This window comes from Serratia sp. Res13-Sevr-LER1-36-b (assembly GCF_015673035.1).
In the GTDB taxonomy this organism is placed as follows: Bacteria; Pseudomonadota; Gammaproteobacteria; order Enterobacterales; family Enterobacteriaceae; genus Chania; species Chania fonticola_C.
Genome location: NZ_JADACK010000036.1, coordinates 52,988 through 74,373, shown reverse-complemented (window position 1 = coordinate 74,373; position 21,386 = coordinate 52,988). Strand labels below are relative to the sequence as shown.

Genomic DNA, 21,386 nt, shown 5'->3' with positions numbered 1-21,386 from the left:
TTCAGCCTGAGATTTTCTTCTTCGAGCTGCCGCATGTGCTTCAGCTCTGAAGGGGAAATCCCGCCGTATTTTTTACGCCACGTGTAAAAGGTGGCATCAGAGATACCCAGTTTACGGCAGACTTCAGGCACCGATGTACCCAGCTCGGCCTGTTTCAGGGCAAAGACAATCTGTTCTTCGGTGAATCGTGACTTTTTCATCGGCACAACCTCCACTCAGGGGAGTGTTTATCATGCCGGAATTCTGTTTCTGAATGGAGCAGGATTTTGGGGTAGGGTCAGAAAAAGGGCGCGGAACCGCGCCCTCAACATACCTACTCTGAACCTGCCTTCTCAGACTTTCCTGCCAGCAGGCTAAGGAAATCGTATTTCTCCTTCAGTTCTTTTTCTGCTGCTTCATACAACGCGGCGGCAACTTCAGGCTGCTGCGTGTTGAGGCGGCGGAAACGCTGTTCCTTGTTCAAGGTCGCCGTCAGCTCACTGTTCGGTGGCCGGGAGTCCAGCGCCAACGCGGCTTTGCCTTCCGCAGTACGACGTGGATCGAAGCGATACAGCGGCCAGAAGCCGGTCGCGGTTAGCTGCCGCATCTGGTCGTGGCTCAGTGCCAGATCGTAACCGTGTTCCTCGCAAGGGCTGTAGGCGATGATCAGGGAAGGGCCAGGGTAGGCTTCTGCCTCCTGAATTGCTTTCACCGTCTGGTTAAGCTGCGCACCCAATGAGATCTGCGCAACATACACATGGCCGTACATCATCATGCTGACGCCAAGATCCTTTCGGGCCTTGCGCTTGCCGTGCTCACCAAACTTGGTCACGGCCCCCAGCGGAGTGGCCTTGGATTGCTGCCCGCCGGTATTGGAGTAGCACTGCGTGTCCAGCACCAGCACGTTGACGTTTTCCGTCAGGCTCAGCACATGATCCAGACCGCCGAAGCCGATATCGTAAGCCCAGCCGTCACCGCCAATCAGCCAGATAGACTTATCCACCAGATAATCGGCATCGGTGGCTAGTTGACGAGCGTCGTTGCCTGTCACGTTAGCCAACAGGCTACGTAATTCGGCGATCTGCTGGCGGCGCGGGCCGGTGGCGATCTCGTCTGCTTGCAGTGAGGCCACCAACTGAGCGGGTAATTGCGGTGCCAACGTGTCGAGCAGGCGCAATACGCGGCGGCGGTGCTGATCCACCGTCAGGCGGAAGCCCAGACCAAATTCGGCATTATCCTCAAACAGCGAGTTTGCCCAGGCTGGTCCACGGCCGTCGGCGTTGGTGGTGTAAGGCGTAGTGGGTAGGTTACCGCCGTAGATAGAAGAACAACCGGTGGCGTTGGCAATCAGTAACCGGTCGCCATACAGCTGGGTCAGCAGCTTGATATATGGCGTTTCGCCACAGCCGGAACAGGCACCCGAATATTCAAACAGCGGAGAAATCAGCTGCGAGGTGCGGATATCGATACGTTCCAACTGCGATGCGTCGATCTCTGGCAGTTGCAGGAAGAAGTCATAATGAGCCTTTTCCTCTGCCAGGTGATCGAGGCGAGATGCCATATTGATCGCCTTGATTTCCGGATTCTGGCGATCTTTCGCCGGGCAAACCTCTACGCACAGGTTACAGCCGGTGCAATCTTCAGGGGCGACCTGCAATACATATTTCTGACCGCGCATATCACGGGATTTTACATCCAGCGATTGCAGCGTGGCAGGGGCGTACTCCATGGCTTCTGGCGGAACCACCTTGGCACGAATGGCTGAATGCGGACAGGCCGCGACGCAGTGGTTGCACTGGGTACACAGGTCCGGCTGCCAGATCGGCACTTCTTCGGCGATATTGCGTTTTTCCCACTGCGTGGTGCCCACAGGCCAGGTGCCGTCTGGAGGGAAAGCCGAAACCGGCAGGGTATCGCCCAGCCCGGCCAGCATCACGGCGGTAACGGTTTTGACAAAATACGGTGCGGCGTCGGAAACCACCGGTGGACGTATCGGACTGTTGCTGTCGAGTGGGCGCAGTGGGATTTCCGTCAGCTCACTCAGCGTGGCACCCAAGGCTTGCCAGTTACGTTCGACCACCTCTTGGCCCTTGTTGCTGTAGCTGCGGGCAATCGCTCCCTGTAGCTCCTGCAACGCCACTTCACCCGGCAGGATCTTTGTCAGATGGAAGAAGGCCATCTGCATCACGGTATTGATGCGGGCACCCAAATGACATTCGCGCGCCAGCTTGGCCGCGTTGATGATATACAGTTTTGCCTGGCGCTGATGCAGGATCGCCTGGACCTCCTGCGGCAGGCGCGACCAGACTTCATCCGCGCTATAAGGGGTATTGAGCAGGAAAATGCCGCCAGGTTTTAGCCGCTCCACCATTTGATACTTGTCGATAAACTGCCACTGGTGGCAACCGACAAAGTCGGCGCGGTCGATAAGGTACGCCGAATTGATCGGCTTATCGCTAACCCGCAGGTGTGACACGGTCAGGCCGCCGGCCTTTTTCGAGTCGTAGACAAAGTAGCCTTGGGCAAACATCGGCGTGCTGTTGCCGATGATTTTGATGTTGTTCTTGGTGGCAGAGACCGAACCATCGCTACCCAAACCGTAGAACAGGGCTTCCAGCGAGGCCCGCTGAGGGAGCGTTTCTTCGTGGAGCGGTAGTGAAAGACCGGTAATATCGTCGAAAATGCCCACGGTAAAGCGTGGGCGAGGCTTATCCAGCATCAGCTCACGGAAAATGGCCAACGCACAGTCTGGGCCAAACTCCTTGGAAGACAACCCATAGCGCCCGCCAATCACCCTCGGCATGCTGGCGCGTTCGCCACGGCTAAAGGCTTCTGCCAGCGCAGTCATTACATCCAGGTATAAAGGCTCGGCTAGAGCACCCGGCTCTTTGGTACGGTCAAGCACCGCAATTTTTTGTGCGCTTTCCGGCAGAACTGCGAGCAGATGTTTGGCGGAGAAGGGCCGATAAAGTCGGACTTTAAGAACGCCCACTTTATCACCGCGCGTCAGCAGGTGGTCGATAGCTTCTTCACAGGTGCCGATGGCTGACCCCATCAGGATCACCACGCGTTCGGCCTGCGGGTGGCCGTAATACTCAAACGGCTGATAGCTGCGGCCGGTGATGGCAGCAAACTTGTCCATCGCCTGCTGCACATGTTGGTAGGTATTGTCGTACCACGGATTGGTCGCTTCCCGCGATTGGAAATAGGTATCCGGGTTGGCTGACGTACCGCGTATGACGGGATGATCCGGTGAGAGAGCCCGGCTACGGTGGGCGTCGATGGCGTCCTGCGGCATCATCTGCTGTAGCGTTTCGTCGCTCAGCGGGGCGATCTTGTTGATTTCATGCGAGGTGCGGAAACCATCGAAGAAATGGATGAACGGCAAGCGGCTGTTTAGCGTGGCCGTCTGGGCGATCAGCGCAAAATCCTGCGCTTCCTGCACGTTGCTGGCGCACAGCATGGCGCAACCGGTCTGGCGTACGGCCATCACGTCGGAGTGATCGCCAAAGATGGATAATGCATGAGTTGCGACGGTGCGAGCGGCAACGTGGAGGACGAATGGCGTTAGCTCCCCGGCCAGCTTATACAGCGAAGGGATCATCAACAGCAATCCCTGGGACGAGGTGAAGGAGGTGGAAAGCGCGCCGGTTTGCAACGCGCCGTGCACGGTAGCAATGGCTCCGCCTTCGGACTGCATCTCCACCACGTGGGGCACGTCGCCCCAAATGTTCTTCCTGCCGTCACTGGACCAGGCAGCGGTTTGTTCCGCCATGGTCGAACTTGGGGTGATTGGGTAAATGGCAATCACTTCACTGGTGCGATAAGCCACGGAAGCGACAGCGTTATTACCATCTGTAGTTATCATCTGCAGTACCTTTCTGTGCTCACAAAGCTGCAAAAGTCAGCTTCTTATAATCATCAGCAAAGTCTAACAGAGGGGGTTATTTGTGCTTTATCGCATTTGTGTGGCGCACAAAATCTGGATGTAAGGTGATATTTCGTTAAAAAATAATTACTATTTGCAGCGTAATGGTAAAGCGTTGCCGCGATGTAACGCTAATTTAATCTCCGCGTATCATATTGATGTAACGCGAAACAGAAAGAAGAAGTTGAAAATGACCGCATTTATCTATTTAGCCATGGCGATTATCGCCGAAGTGATCGCCACCACCTTGCTGAAAGCCTCTGAAGGGTTTACCCGCTTGTGGCCATCGGTGTTTGTAGTGTTGGGTTACGCGGTAGCATTTTGGGGGCTTTCGATGGTGGTAAAAACCATGCCGCTGGGGATTGTCTATGCCATCTGGTCCGGGTTGGGGATCGTGCTGGTGTCTATTGCCGCGGTGTTTATTTACCAGCAGAAGCTGGATTTGCCTGCGGTGGTTGGCATGGGGTTGATTATTGCCGGGGTGCTGGTGATCAATCTGCTCTCCAAGTCGGCAGGGCACTGATCGGGAGCTAAAATGCTTTCAGGTCAAAAAAAAGCCAAATTAATGGTTAATCATATTTCTATTATTAAGCTAACAAGCTAGATTACTAAAGTTGTCTTTCCGGTTGCCGCTTGTTGATGAGATGAATAGGCGGCAACTTGAAGCTCAACGGGTGGACATCAAAGATAACCAAACGGGCCCATCGTTCCAGTGGCTCGGGTTATCAGCAATGGCAAAATTACACAGCATCGTTTCGGTTCAGGGGTACGAATAATGATCTCAGCAAAATGGCTGCTTGCCGGCGCCATACTCTCTTTGGCTGCCTGCAGCAGCAATAACAACCAAGAACCACAGCAGATCGCCACCAGTGCCAATATTGGTACGATACCTACCAGCGAAAGCTGTGCCAGCGTGGGCGGAGTAACCACCATTGCCCATTCGCTCAACGGCGATACGCTCAGAATGTGTCAGATGCCGAACGGCAAACAGTGCGAAGAGTCAGCGCTGGGCCGTGGAGCCTGTGCCCGCTGAGTTTGTACCGGGCTAATGGCTAGCCCGGTAATGCCACTTAATTGACCCAGTCTTTCAGGGTATACACCAGTTGGTGATCGCTGCCGCTCAGGGTCAGCTGTTGGCCATTGAGCGAGACTTTTGCACCGTTAGCCAGCAGCGTGCCGATGGTTTTATCCCATTGGTTACGTTGTGGATCTGCGCACATCATGCGGGTCGTTGCGAGGTTTTTCACCGTCAGCACGCCGTTCTCTAACTGGCCCTGGCCGAAGAAACGGTTGCACATCGATCCGGAAATATTCATTTTCTCGCCGAACTCGATGCTCGGGCCGCTGCCTTGTTTTGCTTCAACCGCCACACCATCCACGCTTTGCAGCACAAAGTTATGATGCAGCAGATCGCTTTCTACTACGGTGTGTTGTTTGGTTTGAGCGGAACCACAGCCAGCCAATAGCGCACAAGCCATTGCTAAAGGGATCAGTTTTTTCATTATTACGATCCTGTTTAGGTTTTGTCGGAAGAGTTAGGGGCGCTAAGCGCGCCCCAAAGTATCAGGCATTAAGCTGATTAGGGCAGGCTTCACCCCGCGCAAGCTGTTCAATATTTTTCAACGTGGTTTGCGAAATACTGGTCAACGCCTCTTCCGTCAGGAACGCCTGGTGGCCGGTAAACAGCACGTTATGGCAGGCGGACAGGCGGCGGAAAACGTCGTCCTGGATCACGTCGTTGGATTTGTCTTCAAAGAACAGGTCGCGTTCGTTCTCGTATACGTCCATCCCCAGCGCACCAATCTTTTGCTGTTTGAGGGCATCGATAGCGGCGGAGGAGTCGATTAAGGCACCACGGCTGGTGTTAATCACCATCACGCCGTCCTTCATCATGGAGAACGCGTCCGCATTCAGCAGGTGATGGTTTTCCGGCGTTAACGGGCAGTGCAGGGTGATCACGTCCGCCTGGGCATACAGCGTTTTAAGATCGACATATTCGGCACCCAGCTCTAACGCCTGCGCGCTTGGGTAGGGGTCGTAGGCCAAGAGCTTCATGCCAAAGCCTTTCAGAATACGCATGGTGGCTACGCCGATCTTACCGGTACCAATCACTCCGGCGGTGCGGTTATGCATATTGAAGCCGATCAGCCCTTCCAGCGAGAAGTTGGCATCACGGGTGCGTTGATAGGCTCGATGAATGCGGCGGTTCAGGCACATCATCATGCCCACGGCGTGTTCGGCTACGGCTTCAGGTGAATAAGCCGGAACGCGCACCACCTTGATACCCAACTCTTTCGCCGCATCCAGATCGACGTTATTGAACCCGGCACAACGCAGGGCGAGGATCTCGACACCAATCGCGGCCAGCTCTTCCAGCACTTCCCGGCTACCGTCGTCATTAACGAAGATGCATACGGCCTTACAGCCGATAGCCGTTTTGGCGGTTTTCTTGCTTAGCAGAAAGTCGAAAAACTCCAGCTCATAACCAAACTGCTGATTTACCAATTCAAGATACTTACGGTCATACTGTTTGGTGCTGTAAATCGCCATTTTCATCGTGGTTTCTCCCGCGTGATTATGTGATCAAATTAACATATTTTGCCAAATACGACAATGGTTTAGCACCCTGTGGAGGCGCAGGTCTTTTAGGGTTTTATGCTGATAATCAGTGTATTAGCCATTTTCTATATTCACCGGATAAATATCAAAATTGTGAAACCTGCTCTATAAATGATGAGATGGGTTCACCTTCACCTGCCAGGGGATCCGTGTCATCATTGCGCCTGGCTAATCGATGTTTATCAGGAACTAAACCTGCGCTTAATGACAAAGAGATTAAAAGTATTCGTTGCGATCGTGGTGGGTATCGCCCTGTTGCTCTTAACGCTATGGCAAACCCTGCCGCGTTGGTTGCCGCGAGCGATCGCTCCTTGGTTGCCGCAGGGTAGCCAACTGGTTTTACAAGGGGCGTTGCGCTGGCATCAGGGATCTTTGTATCTTGATGGGCTGAAGTTCAGCGCCCAAGGTTGTGCCATAGCCAATGTCAGTGAACTGCAACTCTCTTACCAGTTGGGCAGTTGGCATTTAAAGAGCGAACGTGTGGACGTAGATACCGCCTGCCTGTCAAAATTGCCCGCCGCCGAGGGTGACAGCGTGCCGTTAACGCTAGACGAACTGCAAGCGATGCTGCCGCCGTTTGACCTGAACATCAATCTTCTGACGCTCACCCCATGGCAAGCCTACGCCGGTAAATTTCAGCTGTCGTCTGCGGCCACTGGCCAACGGTTGCATTATCAAGGGAAGAACGTCACCGCCGAGGCGCAGTTGGATGAACATCAGCAACTGACGTTAAGCAAGCTCAGCATTACGCCACCCAACAGCACGGTTCCTGTACAACTGACGGGTAAAGTCACCGTACCGTTGGATATGGACAGTTTGCCAACCCAAGGGGCGTTGCAAGGTGAGATACAAACCGCCTATCTGGAAAAGCCCTTGCTGCTGGATTTGCACTGGCAACAGCAGCAGGGCGTATTGACCCTGACGGAAAAGGGCAGCGACCAACCGTTGGCTACGCTTCCCTGGGCACTAACGCCAAAACAGATCAGCATCGAAAAAGGGGAATGGCGCTGGCCTTACCTGGAGCAACCGCTCAGCGGTGGTTTGAATGTGGCGCTGCATGACTGGAGCCAGGGGTTTGACGAAACCCAAATTACCGCACGTTTGAACGTGATCACCGCCGGGCACAACGGCAAGGGCAACGCGGTGCTGACGTTGGGGCCAGGTAGCCTGAGCCTGACCAACAGCGATCTGGGATTTCAGCTTACCGGGCAGGCAAACCTGGCCAATCTCTCGCTCACGGCGTCAATCCCCGGCATTATCAGCGGCTCGATCCTTAACCCAACGCTGGTGCTACAGCCGGGATCTTTACTGCGGGCCTGGGGCAGCCCGGCACCGGACATGAAGCTGGAAGAGGCTCGGCTGCCGCTGGCTGGGGTAAAAGTCACCGCGCTTGGGATCACAGGCCGTTTGCAGGCGATTATCAGCGCCAGCGAAAGTTACTGGGGGCGCTTCAAGCTGCATCTGGACGGCCAGGCACAAGATTTCTGGCCCGACCATGGTCAGTGGCAATGGCGCTCTTGGGGTAACGGCAAGTTACCGCCGTTACAGGCCGCCTGGGATGTTGCAGGCAGTGGGCGTTGGCAGGACACCAGCATCACCCTGGAACGTCTTTCTACCGGTTTTGATCGGTTGAAATACGGCATGGTCACGGTCGTGACGCCGCGCATGACGCTCAGCCAGCCGATCCGGTGGCAGCGGGATATCAAAGCACCGAGCCTGACCGGCGGCGTACAACTGGTGGCTGACAAAACCAGTTTTGGTGCAGGCAGTTATTTGCCGCCTTCGGTGCTGGATTTACAGTTGCAAGGTACGGGGCCAGACAGCTTTCAATGGCAAGGCGCGTTGCAGGCCGAGCAGATTGGGCCAATCAAGTTGCGTGGCCGCTGGGATGGTGAGCGTCTGCGTGGTGAAGGCTGGTGGCCAAAACAGTCATTAACGGTATTCCAACCGCTGATCTCACCCGATCTGAACATCAAACTGCGCGCAGGTGAGTTCTATGCACAGTCGGCATTCTCGGCGGCGCGAGTGCAGGGATTTGAAGCTGGTGGGCACTGGGTGGTGCGCAATGGTGGCATGTGGTTGCAAGAGGGTGAATTGAGCGGGCTGGACTTTGTCTTGCCCTATCGGTTTAAGAATCACCTGTGGCAGCTTGGGGCTAAAAGGCCGATCATGCTGCGCATCAAATCCATTAAGACGCTGTTTGAGATGCAGAATATTACCGCCGATCTGCAAGGTACCTATCCCTACAGCGAGGCGTGTCCGTTGACGTTGAGCAACATCGGTGTAGATATGCTGAACGGTCATATCAGCCTTTCGGCATTACGGATGCCACAGCATGATGCGGCGGTGCTCAAACTGGAACAAATCGACCTTAGCGCACTGTTTACCGCGCTCAAACCGAAGCAGTTCGCCATGTCTGGCCGCATCAACGGCGAGTTGCCGCTCTTCCTGAACCACCCCAAATGGCTGGTGCAAAACGGCTGGATCGCCAATGCGGGGGTCATGACGCTGAGGCTGGATAAAGATATGGCCGATGCCATTGGCAGCAATAACCTGGCCACCGGTGCCGCCATCGACTGGCTACGCTACATGGAAATCAATCGCTCAAAGGCGCGGGTCGATCTCGATAACCTGGGGGAGCTGACGCTAAAGGCGCATATCGATGGCGTAAATCCGCAGAAAAATGCCAAGCGTGAGGTTATCCTTAACTATAGCCATCAGGAAAACGTGTTTCAGCTGTGGCGCAGCCTGCGCTTTGGCGACAATTTACAAGAGTGGCTGGAGCAGGCGCTCTCTAAACCCGAGGAACAACAATGAAGAACGCGACAGGGCCATTGCTGGTAGCCGTGTTGGGCGCATCCTTGCTGAGCGGTTGCGTACCGCGCATTGAGGTGGCGACGCCTAAAGATCCCATTACCATCAATATGAACGTCAAAATTGAGCATGAGATCCATATCAAAGTAGATAAGGACGTTGAGAACCTGCTGAAAGACCAAAGCGGTCTGTTCTAGGAGCCAGCATGAAAAAGCATTATCTGTGGTTGATTGCCGCCGGTTGGTTATTCAGCGGGATGGCTCAGGCGTTGACGCTGGATGAAGCCAAACAGCAGGGACGGGTGGGCGAAACGCTCAGTGGTTATATCGCTCCGGTGAAACAGGACGCAGAGACTCAGGCGTTGGTGAAAAAAATCAATGCCGGGCGTGCCGAGAAATACCAACAGGTGGCCGCCAGCAATCATATCGCTATTGATGAAGTCGCGCGGATGGCCGGGCAGAAGCTGGTGACACGAGCGCCTGCAGGGGAATATGTCCGTGGCATTAACGGCCAGTGGTTGCAGAAATAAAAAAGCACGCCCTAGGGCGTGCAACGGAATTTAAACGGCTTATTGTCATGAGGGTAAAACGGATTTTGCAGGTGTGTGACTTACCAGAGCGCAATCTCTGCGCCCTGGCATCGCTATTTAAGCGGCGATCACTTCGGCCAATAGCGCTTTGGCATCAGCTTGAGCTTTGGTCGCAACGTCTGGGCCGTAGGCAATCCCTTCGGCAAAGACGAACTCAACCTCGGTAATACCGATAAAGCCCAGGAACAGACGCAGGTAAGGTTCTACCAGGTCGGTTGGGGTGCCTTTATGGATGCCGCCACGGCTGGTCAGAATGATGGCGCGTTTGTTTTTTACCAAGCCTTCCGGGCCGTTCTCGGTGTAACGGAAGGTGACGCCAGCACGGGCAATCAGGTCAAAATAATTCTTCAACTGAGTTGGGATGTTGAAGTTGTACATCGGAGCGGCGATAACGATAGTATCGTTGGCTTGCAGCTCGGCAATCAGTTCGTCTGACAGGGCCAGTGCTTCTTTCTGGCGTGGAGTCAGTGGGGCATCTGAAGGACGCATTGCGCCAACCAGTTCGCCATCCAGCACCGGGATCGGCTGTGCAGCCAGGTCACGCACGGTGATGGTATCGTTGCTGTGAGCATTGGCCCACTGCTCAACGAAGAAATCAGCCAATTGGTTAGACTGAGAATAAGTTGCCAGGATGCTGGATTTTAGAACCAATACTTTGCTCATCGCTAATTCCTTTCGTGTTGACTGTGACATCAGGGCTGGTTGCCCGTTGCATGAGGTACACTCTATTCACATTGTTCCAACAGGGATAGCGGAATATTTCGAGATCTACGTTCGATTTTATTGAACAAGAAAATCCAGGCTAAGCGGATGGATTATGGGGAGAAATACCATTGTGTTATCCTGTGCCACTAAGTCAAAAATCGATAAACCTAATTTAAAAAACGCAGTTATTGGCACCAACACGTCAGCTATAACATCAAACCCTAGTCCCTGACGTTAACTAGTAGCCGCGAAGAAACAAGGAATACCGAACGTGAAATCTACGCTCGCGGCATTGTCATCCCAACTGGGTGATTTGATGCTCCGTGATCAGCAGCGCCTGCAACGCCGGTTGCAAGGTGCGCGCAAAGTCAAAAGCCCCGAAGCTCAACAGGCGGTTGCCGCAGAAATAGCGGGTGATATTGAGCAAGCCTTGCAGAAGGTGCGCTCGCGCGCGGCCTCGTGCCCGAAAATCACTTACCCGGAAAGCCTGCCCGTCAGCCAGAAGAAGCAGGACATTCTGGCCGCCATCCGCGATCATCAAGTGGTGATCGTGGCGGGTGAAACCGGCTCAGGCAAGACCACTCAGCTACCGAAAATCTGCCTGGAGTTAGGGCGCGGCGTCAAAGGCCTGATTGGCCACACGCAACCACGCCGCCTGGCTGCACGCACCGTTGCCAACCGCATTGCCGATGAGCTGGAAACCCCGCTGGGTGGCAGCGTAGGCTATAAGGTGCGCTTCAACGATCAGGTGGGTGAAAATACCCTGGTCAAACTGATGACCGACGGGATCTTGCTGGCCGAAATCCAGCAGGATCGCCTGCTGATGCAGTACGACACCTTGATCATCGATGAGGCGCACGAGCGCAGCCTGAACATCGATTTCATCCTGGGTTACCTGCGCGAACTGTTGCCAAAACGCCCGGACCTGAAGGTGATCATCACCTCGGCCACCATTGATCCGCAGCGCTTTTCTCGCCACTTCAACAATGCGCCGATCATTGAGGTTTCTGGCCGGACTTATCCAGTGGAGGTGCGTTATCGGCCGGTGGTAGACGACGCCGACGATACCGAACGCGATCAGCTTCAGGCCATCTTCGATGCGGTGGATGAACTTGGGCGTGAAGGGCCAGGCGATATTCTGATCTTTATGAGCGGTGAACGTGAAATCCGTGACACCGCTGATGCGCTGACCAAGCTCAATCTGCCTCACACCGAGGTGCTGCCGCTGTATGCCCGCCTGTCCAACAGTGAACAGAATCGGGTGTTCCAGTCGCACCACGGCCGCCGCATCGTACTGGCGACCAACGTCGCGGAAACCTCGCTGACCGTGCCGGGCATTAAATACGTTATCGACCCAGGTACGGCGCGCATCAGCCGCTATAGCTTCCGTACCAAAGTGCAGCGTTTGCCGATCGAGCCGGTTTCGCAGGCTTCGGCTAACCAGCGTAAGGGCCGCTGTGGGCGTGTTTCGGACGGTATCTGTATCCGCCTGTTCTCGGAGCAGGATTTCCTGTCGCGCCCGGCGTTTACCGATCCGGAAATTCTGCGAACCAACCTGGCCTCGGTCATTTTGCAGATGACCTCACTGGGATTGGGCGATATTGCTGCCTTCCCGTTTGTCGAAGCGCCGGATAATCGCAATATTCAGGACGGCGTGCGCCTGTTGGAAGAGTTGGGGGCGATCAAAACCGCGGAAAACGGCCACTATCAGCTGACACCGCAGGGCCGTCAGTTGGCGCAGTTACCGATCGACCCACGTTTGGCGCGGATGGTGTTGGAAGCCCAGAAGAGTGGCAGCGTGCGCGAGATGATGATCATCACCTCGGCGTTGTCGATCCAGGATCCGCGTGAGCGGCCGATGGATAAGCAACAGGCCTCCGATGAAAAACACCGCCGCTTCGCCGACAAAGACTCCGATTTTATGGCGTTCGTTAACCTGTGGGATTACCTGAAAGAGCAACAGAAGGAAAACTCTTCCAGCCAGTTCCGCCGCCTGTGCCGCAACGATTTCCTCAACTATCTACGGGTGCGTGAATGGCAGGATATCTACACCCAACTGCGCCAGGTAGTGAAAGAGTTGGGCCTGCCGGTCAACAGCGTGCCTTCGGACTACCGCAGCGTGCATACCGCGCTACTGAGCGGCCTGCTTTCGCACATTGGCCAGAAGGATGCGGATAAGCAAGAGTTTACCGGTGCGCGTAACGCCCGTTTCTCCATCTTCCCGGGTTCCGGGCTGTTCAAGAAGCCGCCGAAATGGACGATGGTGGCAGAACTGGTGGAAACCAGCCGCCTGTGGGGCCGTATAGCCGCACGTATCGAACCAGAATGGATCGAGCCGATGGCTCAGCACCTGGTCAAACATCATTATAGCGAACCGCACTGGTCCAAATCCCAGGGCGCGGTGATGGCCAGCGAAAAGGTCACGCTGTTTGGGTTGCCGATCGTCGCAGCTCGCCCGGTGAATTACAGCACTATCGATCCGCTGCTGTGCCGTGAACTGTTTATCCGCCATGCGCTGGTAGAAGGTGACTGGCAAACGCGGCACCCGTTCTTCGCCGCCAACCTGAAGCTGCGTGCCGAAGTGGAAGAGCTGGAACACAAATCGCGCCGCCGTGACATTCTGGTGGATGACGAGACCCTGTTCAGTTTCTACGATCAGCGTATTCCGAGCGACGTGGTGTCCGGGCGTCATTTTGACCAATGGTGGAAAACCGCCGGTAAGCAGAACCCAGAGTTGCTCAACTTCGAAAAAGAGATGTTGATCAAGGACGGAGCCAACAAGGTCAGTGCGCTGGATTATCCTAACTACTGGTATCAGGGCAACCTCAAGCTGCGCCTTACCTACCAGTTTGAGCCGGGTACCGACGCCGATGGCGTGACTGTGCACATCCCGTTGCCGATCCTCAACCAGGTGGAAGATGCCGGTTTTGAGTGGCAGATCCCCGGTATCCGCCGTGAGCTGGTGATCGCGCTGATCAAATCGTTGCCTAAGCCGATGCGTCGCAATTTTGTGCCAGCACCGAACTACGCTGAAGCTTTCCTTGCCCGGGCTACGCCGTTGGAAATGCCACTGCTGGATTCGCTGGAGCGTGAGCTACGCCGCATGACGGGTGTGACGGTGTCACGTGAAGATTGGCAGTGGGATCAGGTGCCCGATCATCTGAAAATGACCTTCCGCGTGGTGGGCGAGAAACACAAAACCCTGCGTGAAGGTAAAGATCTGGCCGCGCTGAGGGTTCAGCTCAAAGACAAGGTGCAAGAGACGCTGTCGGCCGTGGCTGATGATGGCCTGGAACAGAGCAATCTGCATATCTGGAGTTTTGGCAAACTGCCCGAATTTTATGAGCAGAAGCGTGGCGGTTACTCGGTCAAGGCTTACCCGGCATTGGTGGACGAAAAAGATAGCGTAGCCATCCGCCTGTTTGACAGCGAGCAGGAGCAGCAACAGGCCATGTGGCAAGGTACGCGCCGTTTGTTGCTGTTAAACATTCCGTCGCCGATCAAATATCTGCATGAGAAGTTGCCGAACAAGGCCAAGCTTGGGCTGTATTTCAACCCGTATGGCAAGGTACTGGATCTGATCGACGACTGTATCTCCTGCGGCATCGACAAGCTGATTGCTGAACACGGCGGGCCGGTGTGGGCGGAAGAGAATTTTGCCCGGCTGCAAGAGTTGGTACGGGCCGAGCTGAACGAAACCGTGGTGGGCGTGGCCAAGCAGGTGGAACAGATCCTGACGACGGTCTTCAACATCAACAAACGCCTGAAAGGGCGCGTTGATATCTCGTTGGCGCTGGCGCTGTCCGATATCAAGGCCCAGCTTAACGGCCTGGTTTACCGTGGCTTTGTCACCAATAACGGTTGGAGCCGCCTGCCGGACACCTTGCGTTATCTGCAAGCGATTGAGCGCCGTCTGGAGAAGCTGGCGATCGATCCGCACCGCGATCGCGCTCAGATGATCCGGGTGGAGCAGGTTCAACAAGCGTGGCAGCAGTGGCTGAACAAGCTGCCGCCAAAACGCCAGCAGGATGAAGAGGTGAAGGCAGTACGCTGGATGATCGAGGAGCTGCGCGTCAGCCTGTTCGCACAGCAGTTGGGTACGCCTTACCCGATTTCTGAGAAGCGTATCTTGCAGACCATCGATCAGCTTTCTGCGTAACCTTTAAGCCTTGCAGAACAGGCGAGGCTTAACAAGCTACATCCCAGCAGCGTTAACGACAGGTGCTGGCCCATGGCGGCCAGTGCCAGGCCGCCAGCGATCAGCAGATAATAGAGTAACCCCAATACCGCTCCGGCAGCACCCAGCCGGTTGCGGTAATGCTTCAGCGCCTGGCTGAGAATATTGGGAATGGCCAAGCCAAAGGCCACGGTCACCGCCATACAGGGCAGCAAGATCATTAGACTTGCCTGCCAATACCATGCAGCAACAGCGGCCAACAGGGCTAACAGACTGGCCATTTGGATCTGCCGGTAAGCGCATAATCCTTTTTGCAGAAGGTAGCGGTTTGCCGCTGCGCCGCACAGGCTGCCAAAGGCCAAAACAATCCCCGAATAACCAAACTGCTCGCTGGTCAGCCCCAAGGTCTCAAAAATAAACGGGGCCAGACTGAAGTAGCTGAACGCCATGATGTTAAAACTGGCAACCAGCAGCGCCGAGCACCAGATTTGTTTATCGCGTAGCATCTCCTGCAAACAGGGGAGTAAAGCGATACCGGTGGTGTGCTGGCGGGTTTCTGGCAGCGCTCGCCAGCACCAGATCAGCAGCAACAGCGCCAATCCTGCTTGTGCGGAGAAAATGGCCATGCGACCGCCCCAAAACACCAGCATTCCGCCGCTAAACATTCCCAACACCGGGCTTATCGACAATGCCATGCCAATTATCGCAAACATCTTTCCTAACGTTTGCCCCTGATAGACATCGCGCAGCATGGTCTGCGTCACCACAGAACCAACGGCGGCACCAAAGGCGATAACGGCGCGCGAGACGATGAGCAACGTGAAAGAACCGCTCAGCAAAGCCAGCAAGGCTCCAGCCATATACAGCAGCAAACCGGCGAGCATGGCGGCTCTGCGGCCATATTTGTCGCTGATCGTTCCCCAAAACGCCACGCCAAAAGCGAAGGCGAAAAAATAGACCGATAGCGTGTGGCTGGCCTGCGTGGCATCGATCTGGTAATCAAAGCGGATAGCGGTTAACGCCGGGCTATAGAGCGTTTCCAGGATTTGTGGTGCCATGATCATCACGACGATCAGTGGCAGAGGCAGATTTTTGACGGACATAGCATTCTCCCAAATAAGTGACGCCAGTATAGGGAGATGGCGATTGTTCGATTACAATCATCAGGACAAAAAACAATGAAAATGGGACGGCAGCATGGCGCTGATTTTACAAAATCAGCTTTTTGATCCGGATAGTTTCGCCGCTCCGGTGGTGGGGATTAGTGCCGAGCTGGCGGATCATGATTCTGGCGAACATCAGCATCAACGAGCCCAGATCCTCTATGCTCCACGTGGTTGTATGACGGTGACGTTAGCCGAACGCTGGCTGATCCTGCCGCCTACGCGCATTATCTGGATACCGAGCGGCGTGAGGCATCGCGTGCAACTGCGCGGGCAGGTGGCTTACCGCTCGCTCTATTTTGCGGATATAACGATGTTGGCAATGCCGCACAGTGCGGTGTTGGCCGCCAACCCGTTACTGGCAGCGGTGATAGAACGCATCGCACATTGGCCGTTTGACTACGCGCAGCGGCACCCCCAGGCGGAAGATCTGTTGCGAGTCTTGCGCAACGAATTGAGCGTGGCGGAGCAGGAAAATACCAGCTTGATGCTGCCGAGCGATCCTCGTATAGCGGCTTGGATTGACGGCTTAAACGGCGTTGACCAGCTACCCGGGCTGGTGGTATTGGCCAAGGCGATCAATCTCCATCCTAAAACATTAACGCGAATTTTCCTGCGGGAAACCGGGCTTAGCTATCAGCAGTGGTGCCAGCAATGGCGTTTGATGCACGCCATTGAGTTACTGGCGCAATTGCCTTCCGTAAGCGCGGTTGCGCAGCGGCTGGCCTTCTCTAGCGACAGCGCGTTTATCGCCTTTTTCCGCCAGTATACCGGCACCACGCCCAAGCGGTTTATGGCGGGTGGAGGGATGGGATGAGGGCATAGGGGAGGAATGTCTGAATCCAAGACGTTGCTATTATTACTCTTCATTAAAGACCGTTGGTTCTTCTCTCTTCTACTGACGGACTCTGGTTAGCGGCGTTTTCTGCTCTGTGATTATCAAAACGCCGCTATCTGAGTAAAGTTTATTGCAGCAGAACCACAACTAATTTTTATGATCAGGTAATAAGCCGTTTCTTCGCCAGAAATCCAGATGCAGCAGTAACAGATGCTTATCCATTGGCGTAAATTTCAGGTGGCTGTTAGCTGCAGCCAGAGCCGCTTGTGTATTGCTGGCATCATAGGCTGGCATATTTTCATACACTTCCCAACGAGTCTGTTTTTGATAAACCGTCTCGGACAGCATTGGTAGTAACGGCATCAGGGGGTTTTCATAAAGCCTTGGGTCTGTCACTAGTTTAGCAATCCACTCGGAGTATGGCGCTTTTTGCAGACGATAGCCGCTTTTACATATCAATTCGAAGAATTGATCAAGATCGATGGATTGAGTATGATCTGGAGGAACCAGATGATAAGCTTTTCCAAGATTATTGTTATCCTTTGAGATGGTTAATAATGCAGCGCTGACATAATCGACCGGGATAAACTCTTTGCGCTGCCGGGGCAGAATAGGGTAAGCACCAATCGCAATACACCCTCTGATTAACCTGGAGACAAAATCTTTCGGATTTCCTATACCATTTATACTATTTCCCATAATAAATCCGGGGCGATATACCGATAACGGGACCCCTCTATTTTTTGCCTCCCAGATAAACTGTTCGACGACCCATTGGCTTTGTGAATATCCTGAATCATATTTCAGGCCTTCAAGGTAGGGTTTTAAATCGTCGTCCTCATAAACTCGATGTGTTTTATTAAATAGTCCTGCCGGGCCATAAGCTGCGATAGTGGATGCATAGTGCAGCGGCTTAGGTTTACTATGTGTAGCCAGACGTAAAATATTCAGCGTTCCTTCAATATTGGCTGCCCGATGTGTCTGATAAGGTTGGATATAATTAACATGTGCACCAAGGTGAAAGATCACATCGCTCTCGGTAGCCAAACTATAATATAGTTCATCACTTAACCCCAATTTTGGTAGTGACAAATCGCCAGTAATAATGGTGATACGCTGGTTATATATAGGATCCCATAAACCATATTGCAAAAGGTTCTTTTCAACCCGTAGGCGAGCAGTCATCATATCGTTTGCACGAATCAGACAAACAACCTGCTTGATGTTGGGCATCGCCAATAGGTCACGCAAAAAAAATGCACCTAGGAAACCAGTGGCGCCGGTCAACAGAACTGTTGCTCCTTTTAAAATACTCCAATTTGGAGGAACGCCGTGTAATGCCTGGATGTCATTCGGCAACTGAGTATCTTGCAGCCACTGTGCAACGTCATCCTGTATACGAGTAGCGTTTTTTTGTGAAATTATGTTGGCTAGTGCTCGTAACGTAGGGAACTCATAGAGTGTTTGTACTGATAAATGCTGGATGAATTGCCGCCCTAACTCGATGATCAAGCATGCTGCCTGTAATGAGTTGCCACCAAGCTGAAAAAAATTATCATCCACATCAATCTCGGTTTTATTCAAAACTTTTCGCCAGATAAGCAATAGTGCATATTCCGTATCGTTGAACGCTTCAGGTCTTTCAACTGTTACTACGTTTTCTACCAATTGCGTTAATAGTCGATTTTTATCGGTTTTTCCGGTAGGCGTCAGCGGAATAGTGTCAACGACAAACAAGCGGGGTAACATATATTCTGGTAAGTATTGGTGTAATTTTTTATCCAGATCGACTGTCTTAAAACTGCCAGGGTTAAGTGGAACGATAAATGCTGCTAAGAAGGGTTCTGCATTCTCTTTTTTTACCATAATAGCAGAGGTTGCTTTCACGTGACCACTTTTTAGGATCTGGCATTCAATTTCCTCTAATTCAATACGATGTCCGCGTATTTTGACTTGGTTATCTATGCGACCGTAATACATAAATACACCATCGGCACGTTGCAGACTCAGATCTCCTGTTTGGTAAAGTCTCAAGGGATTCGAATAACCAGGCAAAGTGACGCTAACGAATCGTTCTTTATTCAGTGCATCGCGATTCCAGTAACCGCGCGCCAATCCATCACCGCCGACGTACAAGTGACCGATTTCCCCTTGTACTACAGGTTGCAGACAATCATCAAGGATAAAAGCAGTAGTGCGGTCAATAGGTTTACCTATGGGAACACTACCGCTGGCTAAATCATCCATTTGAATATCGTGTGTCATTGCAAAGGTAGTACTTTCTGTGGGGCCGTACCCGTTAAGAAGATGCTGGGGAGGTCCGATATCCAAAATAAGCTTGAGAGCATGGGGGTTCAGTGCTTCGCCACCCACTAATAAGTAACGAAAAAATCGAAATGCTTGAGGAGCAGTTGTCGCGATAAGATTGAACAATGATGCGGTGATAAACATAATGGTTATCTTTTGTCGAATCAGTTCCTCTTGGAAATGATGGATGTTCAGAATATCTTGTTTTGGAATGATGACCGTGGTTGCTCCATTAAGTAATGCACCCCAGATTTCAAATAGTGAAGCATCAAAGGTCGGATTGGCAATGCAAGCGATACGATCATCGGTTGAGAAATCAATATAGTGGGTATTCACAACCAGGCGTAAAATCCCTTTGGCTTCTATTTCAACTGCCTTTGGTTTTCCTGTAGTTCCAGATGTGAATAAAACATGGGTTCGATGTCCTGGTGATATATCGTCATAAGTACCATTGGTATGCTTTATTTTTTTTATTAAAACATGAAAATCAAGCAGTGTAGTATGCAGTTTTTTATGTTTTTCCAGTGATGTGCCTATTGTCCACTGAATATGTAAATCGTTCAGCATATCGTTAAGGCGGTCCTCTGGCATATTGGGATCTAAAGGAACACAACTTCCCTTAGCTATCAAGATAGCTGTTTGGCAGATGATTTGTTCAATCCCTGGAGGTAAAAGGATGGCAACAGGCGCCTCCCTAGTAACACCTTTGCTCTGTAAGACTTGTGCAATAATTCCTGCTTGTTTAGCCAGTTCATGATAAGTAAGCGTCTTCTCGGGTGTAATGATGGCTTTTTTATCAGGAAGATTATGAACATGCATAAAAAAACGCTGAATAAATCCGTCAGGTTGATTAGATGGCAATTCAGCGGGGAGTATGATATTCACTGTATATCTCTCCAAAAAGCACGGAATGATCGCGATATCAATAAAGTCTAGAATGTTTTAAGAAAGTTGATGTTTTTATTTTTTCTTAAAGATTAGTAAGTTAATTATTCTTCATGGGGGAATTCAAATTTGCCGATAGAGGGGAAATACTGTAGGAAATGACAAACAGGGGTACGACGGACATCGCCTTTTTGATGGAGGGGGGCATGAATCTCCTTGATTATCATTATTTTCCAGACGTTATGTAATGAATGTCCATTTCAAACGCAACCAGTTTCATAATTTCTACCGATTATGCATGCGTGGCTGTTCGTTGCTGTAGCAGGCCACCGTTATAGTCCAGTGGGATAACGGTGGCCTGCGCTGTTCGGAAGAGTTATTTACCGGCGGCTAACAGATCCAATGCATCGCGAATGCCGGTAACTGACAGCGCGCGGTTATCGGCACGGTAGCGGTCTTGTGCTGCGGGTGCAGAACTCTGGATAGCGATAAGTCGCCAGCCTTCGGCGGTCTTCAATATCAATGGGGAACCGCTGTCACCGGGTAAGGTATCACACTGGTGTGATAGCACGCCCTGTTGCGCCCAACCGGTGACTTTACAATTTTGATGGCTGTACAGATCGTCCAGATGATCTTCTGGATAACCGGCCTGGGTGACCAGGCGCTTTGCCAGCTTTAAGGTTTGCGTTAACGCTTTTCCGTCACCTTGCCATAATGGCAACGGTTTAATCGCCAGCGGCTTGTTATCTTTTAACCTGATCAACGCAAAATCATACGCCGCCGCCGCCGGTGGCACGATCCAGCCGTCGCCATCCGCCTTCAGCTTTTTACCTAATGACTTATCGACCAGCGTTTCGATATTTTCTGTCTGGTATTGCCAGCCTTTGCTGCCGGAAATAAAGCGCAGCGCCACGGCCTTATCAAGATTGCCGGGAGGGGCCAGTACGCAGTGGCCTGCGGTGAGCGCCAGATGAGGGGAGATCAGCGTAGCGGTACACAGGTTGCCACTGGCGGTTTCTACCTGACCAATGGCCTGCCACGGCCAACCGCTGGTTTCGGTGACTTTAATACGGTCATCTTTGCCAAAAAACAGACGGGTTTGATCGGCCGCAGACGCCTCGGAAGGGCTATCAGCATGCGCAGAATGAGATAAAGCCAAAGGAAATGAGCACAACAACAGTAAAACAGAGATGCGCATAGGTTTCTTGCCTGACAAATTCGGATCATCCATAGACACACTGAATGCTAACTATAGACTGATTTAGCCGCTGTGTAGATGGTCGGTGATTGATTTTCCGATAATTTCCTGAGAAAAATCGGAGCTTACAGATAAAAAAAGCTGGCGATGAGCCCGCAAACGATCAGGGTGCCAAGGATGATTT

The 21,386-nt window shown here is 52.8% G+C and carries 15 protein-coding genes; 7 read left to right on the top strand and 8 right to left on the bottom strand.

Annotation, left to right across the window (positions count from 1 at the left end):
* On the bottom strand, window positions 1–200 hold a 200-nt coding region (locus IMQ33_RS21035), incomplete at its 3' end, for a transposase (RefSeq protein ID WP_196061614.1).
* A 113-nt stretch (window positions 201–313) separates the two neighbouring features.
* The gene (nifJ, locus tag IMQ33_RS21030) at window positions 314–3,847 is read right to left on the bottom strand and encodes a pyruvate:ferredoxin (flavodoxin) oxidoreductase (protein ID WP_196061613.1); all 3,534 of its coding nucleotides are present in this window, start codon (window positions 3,845–3,847) and stop codon (window positions 314–316) included.
* Between the two features lie 250 nt (window positions 3,848–4,097).
* Between nifJ and IMQ33_RS21025 the strand changes: the two genes are divergently transcribed.
* Together IMQ33_RS21025 and IMQ33_RS21020 are read left to right on the top strand one after the other, a co-directional pair.
* Window positions 4,098–4,430, top strand: a complete 333-nt coding sequence (locus tag IMQ33_RS21025; RefSeq protein ID WP_021806525.1) for an SMR family transporter — start codon at window positions 4,098–4,100, stop codon at window positions 4,428–4,430.
* A 252-nt stretch (window positions 4,431–4,682) separates the two neighbouring features.
* Entirely contained in the window at window positions 4,683–4,940 is a 258-nt protein-coding gene (locus IMQ33_RS21020; RefSeq protein ID WP_065685748.1) for a DUF333 domain-containing protein, read from the top strand.
* Between the two features lie 37 nt (window positions 4,941–4,977).
* Here the strand turns inward: IMQ33_RS21020 and hslJ are convergent, their stop codons facing one another.
* Window positions 4,978–5,409: a heat shock protein HslJ gene (gene hslJ / locus IMQ33_RS21015; protein WP_098931009.1), complete on the bottom strand. Its 432-nt coding sequence runs from the start codon at window positions 5,407–5,409 to the stop codon at window positions 4,978–4,980.
* A 61-nt stretch (window positions 5,410–5,470) separates the two neighbouring features.
* Entirely contained in the window at window positions 5,471–6,463 is a 993-nt protein-coding gene (locus IMQ33_RS21010) for a 2-hydroxyacid dehydrogenase (protein ID WP_065685750.1), read from the bottom strand.
* 267 nt (window positions 6,464–6,730) lie between these two features.
* On the opposite strand from IMQ33_RS21010, the gene IMQ33_RS21005 reads away from it, so the two are divergent.
* The 3 genes from IMQ33_RS21005 to IMQ33_RS20995 are packed head-to-tail and all read left to right on the top strand — an operon-like array spanning window position 6,731 to window position 9,869.
* Window positions 6,731–9,343, top strand: coding sequence for a YdbH family protein (locus tag IMQ33_RS21005; RefSeq protein WP_196061612.1), 2,613 nt, complete (start codon window positions 6,731–6,733; stop codon window positions 9,341–9,343).
* Window positions 9,340–9,537, top strand: a complete 198-nt coding sequence (locus tag IMQ33_RS21000) for a YnbE family lipoprotein (protein ID WP_065685752.1) — start codon at window positions 9,340–9,342, stop codon at window positions 9,535–9,537. Before IMQ33_RS21005 ends, IMQ33_RS21000 begins: the two co-directional genes overlap by 4 nt.
* Window positions 9,538–9,545: 8 nt before the next feature.
* On the top strand, window positions 9,546–9,869 hold the full coding sequence (locus IMQ33_RS20995; protein WP_024486547.1) for a YdbL family protein: 324 nt from the start codon (window positions 9,546–9,548) through the stop codon (window positions 9,867–9,869).
* A 117-nt stretch (window positions 9,870–9,986) separates the two neighbouring features.
* Here the strand turns inward: IMQ33_RS20995 and azoR are convergent, their stop codons facing one another.
* The gene (gene azoR, locus IMQ33_RS20990) at window positions 9,987–10,592 is read right to left on the bottom strand and encodes an FMN-dependent NADH-azoreductase (RefSeq protein ID WP_021177851.1); all 606 of its coding nucleotides are present in this window, start codon (window positions 10,590–10,592) and stop codon (window positions 9,987–9,989) included.
* Between the two features lie 313 nt (window positions 10,593–10,905).
* Here azoR and hrpA point away from each other — a divergent pair, with 313 nt between their 5' ends.
* Entirely contained in the window at window positions 10,906–14,793 is a 3,888-nt protein-coding gene (hrpA, locus tag IMQ33_RS20985) for an ATP-dependent RNA helicase HrpA (protein WP_074423380.1), read from the top strand.
* On the opposite strand, the gene IMQ33_RS20980 is transcribed toward hrpA, so the two are convergent.
* Entirely contained in the window at window positions 14,778–15,914 is a 1,137-nt protein-coding gene (locus tag IMQ33_RS20980; RefSeq protein WP_196061611.1) for an MFS transporter, read from the bottom strand. The two genes, hrpA and IMQ33_RS20980, sit on opposite strands and share 16 nt — an antisense overlap.
* Before the next feature lie 94 nt (window positions 15,915–16,008).
* On the opposite strand from IMQ33_RS20980, the gene IMQ33_RS20975 reads away from it, so the two are divergent.
* Entirely contained in the window at window positions 16,009–16,791 is a 783-nt protein-coding gene (locus IMQ33_RS20975) for a helix-turn-helix transcriptional regulator (RefSeq protein WP_196061610.1), read from the top strand.
* A 168-nt stretch (window positions 16,792–16,959) separates the two neighbouring features.
* Here the strand turns inward: IMQ33_RS20975 and IMQ33_RS20970 are convergent, their stop codons facing one another.
* Window positions 16,960–20,004 carry an amino acid adenylation domain-containing protein gene (locus IMQ33_RS20970; RefSeq protein ID WP_370571776.1) on the bottom strand — a complete coding sequence of 1,015 codons (3,045 nt, stop codon included), beginning with the start codon at window positions 20,002–20,004 and terminating at the stop codon, window positions 16,960–16,962.
* Window positions 20,005–20,380: 376 nt separating this feature from the next.
* Complete coding sequence (locus IMQ33_RS20965; protein WP_065685760.1) at window positions 20,381–21,202, bottom strand: serine protease; 822 nt, start codon at window positions 21,200–21,202, stop codon at window positions 20,381–20,383.
* Between the last annotated feature and the right edge of the window lie 184 nt (window positions 21,203–21,386).

Bases quoted from the DNA above. Each gene is read 5' to 3' on its own strand.
- IMQ33_RS20980 (WP_196061611.1), bottom strand. From the start codon at position 15,914: ATGTCCGTCAAAAATCTGCCTCTGCCACTGATCGTCGTGATGATCATG.
- IMQ33_RS21025 (WP_021806525.1), top strand. From the start codon at position 4,098: ATGACCGCATTTATCTATTTAGCCATGGCGATTATCGCCGAAGTGATC.
- IMQ33_RS21000 (WP_065685752.1), top strand. From the start codon at position 9,340: ATGAAGAACGCGACAGGGCCATTGCTGGTAGCCGTGTTGGGCGCATCC.
- hslJ (WP_098931009.1), bottom strand. From the start codon at position 5,409: ATGAAAAAACTGATCCCTTTAGCAATGGCTTGTGCGCTATTGGCTGGC.
- IMQ33_RS20965 (WP_065685760.1), bottom strand. From the start codon at position 21,202: ATGCGCATCTCTGTTTTACTGTTGTTGTGCTCATTTCCTTTGGCTTTA.
- IMQ33_RS21010 (WP_065685750.1), bottom strand. From the start codon at position 6,463: ATGAAAATGGCGATTTACAGCACCAAACAGTATGACCGTAAGTATCTT.
- IMQ33_RS20975 (WP_196061610.1), top strand. From the start codon at position 16,009: ATGGCGCTGATTTTACAAAATCAGCTTTTTGATCCGGATAGTTTCGCC.
- nifJ (WP_196061613.1), bottom strand. From the start codon at position 3,847: ATGATAACTACAGATGGTAATAACGCTGTCGCTTCCGTGGCTTATCGC.
- azoR (WP_021177851.1), bottom strand. From the start codon at position 10,592: ATGAGCAAAGTATTGGTTCTAAAATCCAGCATCCTGGCAACTTATTCT.
- IMQ33_RS21020 (WP_065685748.1), top strand. From the start codon at position 4,683: ATGATCTCAGCAAAATGGCTGCTTGCCGGCGCCATACTCTCTTTGGCT.
- IMQ33_RS21005 (WP_196061612.1), top strand. From the start codon at position 6,731: ATGACAAAGAGATTAAAAGTATTCGTTGCGATCGTGGTGGGTATCGCC.
- IMQ33_RS20995 (WP_024486547.1), top strand. From the start codon at position 9,546: ATGAAAAAGCATTATCTGTGGTTGATTGCCGCCGGTTGGTTATTCAGC.